This window comes from Streptomyces sp. UH6, from assembly GCF_013421635.1.
In the GTDB taxonomy this organism is placed as follows: Bacteria; Actinomycetota; Actinomycetes; order Streptomycetales; family Streptomycetaceae; genus Streptomyces; species Streptomyces abyssomicinicus.
Genome location: NZ_JACADT010000681.1, coordinates 1 through 3,152 on the forward strand (window position 1 = coordinate 1; position 3,152 = coordinate 3,152).

Below are 3,152 nucleotides of genomic sequence, written 5' to 3' on the forward strand. Positions count from 1 at the left end.
AGCAGGGCGCCGGCGGCGCCGGTGGCCAGCACCGTCCCCGCCCGGGGCAGCCGGTGCGGCAGCCGGTGGACGGCCGCGTAGGCGAGCAGCAGCCCGAGGAGCACCGAGGCCGGCGCCGCGAGGAAGAACATGGCGTGGTCCCTTCACCAAAGGCGTGCTGCCAGGTCCCGGTGTGACTACCCGCCGGCACCGCCGCGCACACGCGAAGGGGCCGGACGGCTCAACAGCCGTCCGGCCCCTCACTGCCTGTCGCGCGGTGCGCGACGCCCCACTACAGCGCGCCGAAGCCCACCTTGCGCGGAGCAGGCTCGCCCAGCTCGACGTAGGCGAGACGCTCCGCCGGGACCAGGACCTTGCGGCCGTGCTCGTCCACCAGGGTCAGCAGCGCCGCCTTGCCGGCGAGCGCCTCGGCGACGAGCCGCTCGACCTCCTCGGCGCTCTGACCGCTCTGCAGAACGATCTCGCGGGGCGCGTGCTGCACGCCGATCTTGACCTCCACGGCCATGTCCCTCCGACGGTCAGTGGTGCGCGGACGTCATGGTTCCCTGTCCGCGCCGTACCCGGCACACATTAGTCCAGGCGGGGCCCGTCAGGCTGTCTCGCTGCCGTGCAGCGGGAACCCGGCGATGCCGCGCCAGGCCAGCGAGGCCAGCAGCTGCACCGCCTTGTCCCGCGGCACGCTGCGGTCGCTGTGCAGCCAGGCCCGCGCCACGACCTGGGCGAGGCCGCCCAGACCCGAGGCGAGCAGCATCGACTCCTCGCGGGAGAGCCCGGTGTCCTCCGCGATCACGTCGCAGATCGCCTCGGCGCACTCGTTGGTGACCTTGTCCACCCGCTCGCGGACCGCGGGCTCGTTGGTCAGGTCCGACTCGAAGACCAGGCGGAAGGCGCCGCCGTCGTCCTCGACGTACGCGAAGTAGGCGTCCATGGTGGCGCGGACGCGCTGCTTGTTGTCGCTGGTGGAGGCGAGCGCCGCCCGGACGGACTGGATCAGCGCCGCGCAGTGCTGGTCCAGCAGGGCCAGGTAGAGCTCGAGCTTGCCGGGGAAGTGCTGGTAGAGCACCGGCTTGCTGACGCCCGCCCGCTCGGCGATGTCGTCCATGGCGGCTGCGTGGTACCCCTGGGCGACGAAGACCTCCTGCGCGGCGCCCAGAAGCTGGTTCCGCCGGGCACGGCGCGGAAGCCGGGTGCCGCGCGGGCGTGCCGCCTCTGTCTGCTCGATGGCTGTCACGCCGCCTCCCATGATCGTCCTTGCGCGGTGTGCGCCGCAGCACCATCGTACTTTTCGGTAACCGTGCTGCGAGTCCTGCGACCGGAGAATTTCACCGGGTGGACAGGGGGCCGCGCGACCGGAGCGCCGGGTGGGCCCCGGCCGGACCCCCGACGGACCCCGCGAAGGACCTGCGGCGGACGCCATGAAGGACCTGCGACGGACGCCTGACGGACCTCCGGCGGACGCCTGACGGGCGATGCCGAGGGCCACTCGGCCGGCGCCGGCCGAGGTCACCGGTAGTCGTCCTCGTCGAGTTCCACCACCCTCGCCTGCTCGGCGAGGTCGCCCTCGCTGGCGCGGTCGCCCGCGTCGCCCCGGACCGGTTCGTCCTTGCCGGGGCGGACGTCCGCCTGCTGCTCGGCGGCGTCGTGCTCGGGTGCCTCGACGTCGATCTCCGGGACGGCTTCCTCCTGCTCCTGCCGGTCGGTGAAGGTCTCCGGGTCGGTCGGGTCGACGGGCATGGTGGGGCTCCCTTCGGTGGGTCCATCCGTTCGGCTCCCCCGGTGCGGCGGGCCGCTGCGGGGGCGGGGTGCCCTGTGCATCCGAGCCTAGGAGACACCCGGCGGCGGCGCGATGCCTCCGTGTGCGGATGTGTGCCCTGGGGCGCCCGCGTCACACCGGCCCGCCGGTGCCCGCCGGTACCCACCGGCACCCGCCGGTGCCCGTCGGCGCCCGTCGGGCCTCGTGCGGCTGTGACGGCTTGCACACCCCCGCCCGCCGCCGGAGAACCTGGCGGGGCGTGATCGTCTCGTAACATTGACGCATGTCTTCGACCGATCTCCCGCCCGTTCCGCCCGCCGGCGACGCGCTGCCCCGGGTGGCGCCGGTGCACGTGGACGGTGAGCGGGTCCGGTCGGCCGCGCTGGGCGGCGTGACCCTGACGGTCCGCTCACGCCCCGCCGGCAAGGGCGTCGAGCCGGCGCTGTTCCTGCACGGCCTGGGCGGTTCCTCGCAGAACTGGTCGGCGCTGATGCCGCTGCTGGACGACGTGCTGGACTGCGAGGCGGTGGATCTGCCGGGCTTCGGCGACTCCCCGCCGCCGGACGACGGCGACTACTCGATCACCGGCCACACCCGTGCGGTCGTCCGCTACCTGGAGACGTCCGGGCGCGGTCCGGTCCACCTCTTCGGCAACTCGATGGGCGGAGCCGTCGCCACCAAGGTCGCGGCGCTCCGCCCCGGCCTGGTGCGCTCGCTCACCCTGGTCTCGCCCGCCCTGCCGGAGCTGCGGGTGCAGCGCGGGGCGGTGCCGACCGGACTGCTCGCGGTGCCCGGTGTGGCGCTGCTGTTCACCCGGCTGACCCGTGAGTGGACCCCCGAACAGCGGGTTCGCGGTGTGCTCGGGCTCACCTACGGGGACCCTGGCAGGGTGACCGAGGAAGGACTGGCCGCCGCGGTGGCGGAGATGGAACGGCGTCAGCGGCTCCCCTATTTCTGGGACGCGATGGCCCGTTCGGCCCGTGGCATCGTCGACGCGTACACCCTGGCGGGGCGGCACCGGCTCTGGCGACACGCCGAACGGGTCACCGCGCCCACCCTGCTGGTCTACGGCGGCCGTGACCGGCTGGTCTCCTTCCGGATGGCCCGTCGGGCGGCCCGTGCCTTCCGTGATTCACGGCTGCTCGCCCTGCCGGAGGCCGGACATGTGGCCATGATGGAGTGTCCGGACACGGTCGCCCGGGCCTTCCGCGAGTTCCTGAGGGACACCTTGCCCGCCGACGCCGCCCGACCGGCGGGCGGGAGCGCGCGGGAGCGCCGCCCGGGGGACGCGGACGATGTCCTGGCCGCGACGGAAACCGAAAGCTGAGGGAGCGCGTGGGACGGCACAGTCGCCGGGGGCCGGCCAGGCCCGCAGATGCCGCACCCGGTTCGTCGCAGA

General features: G+C 74.0%; 4 protein-coding genes. 1 reads left to right on the forward strand and 3 read right to left on the reverse strand.

The annotated features are described in order from the left end of the window. Positions 1-271: 271 nt before the first annotated feature. From HW445_RS24185 to HW445_RS24195, 3 genes are all read right to left on the reverse strand, one after another. Complete coding sequence (locus HW445_RS24185) at positions 272-499, reverse strand: DUF3107 domain-containing protein (RefSeq protein ID WP_151771968.1); 228 nt, start codon at positions 497-499, stop codon at positions 272-274. Between the two features lie 90 nt (positions 500-589). After that, positions 590-1,231 carry a TetR/AcrR family transcriptional regulator gene (locus HW445_RS24190; protein ID WP_180223061.1) on the reverse strand — a complete coding sequence of 214 codons (642 nt, stop codon included), beginning with the start codon at positions 1,229-1,231 and terminating at the stop codon, positions 590-592. Positions 1,232-1,503: 272 nt separating this feature from the next. Next, on the reverse strand, positions 1,504-1,734 hold the full coding sequence (locus HW445_RS24195; protein ID WP_180223062.1) for a hypothetical protein: 231 nt from the start codon (positions 1,732-1,734) through the stop codon (positions 1,504-1,506). Positions 1,735-2,036: 302 nt separating this feature from the next. Between HW445_RS24195 and HW445_RS24200 the strand changes: the two genes are divergently transcribed. Further along, the gene (locus HW445_RS24200; RefSeq protein WP_180223063.1) at positions 2,037-3,080 is read left to right on the forward strand and encodes an alpha/beta fold hydrolase; all 1,044 of its coding nucleotides are present in this window, start codon (positions 2,037-2,039) and stop codon (positions 3,078-3,080) included. Positions 3,081-3,152: the final 72 nt, after the last annotated feature.

Coding starts and splice junctions, on each gene's coding strand:
- HW445_RS24200 (WP_180223063.1), top strand. CDS start 2,037: ATGTCTTCGACCGATCTCCCGCCCGTTCCGCCCGCCGGCGACGCGCTG.
- HW445_RS24195 (WP_180223062.1), bottom strand. CDS start 1,734: ATGCCCGTCGACCCGACCGACCCGGAGACCTTCACCGACCGGCAGGAG.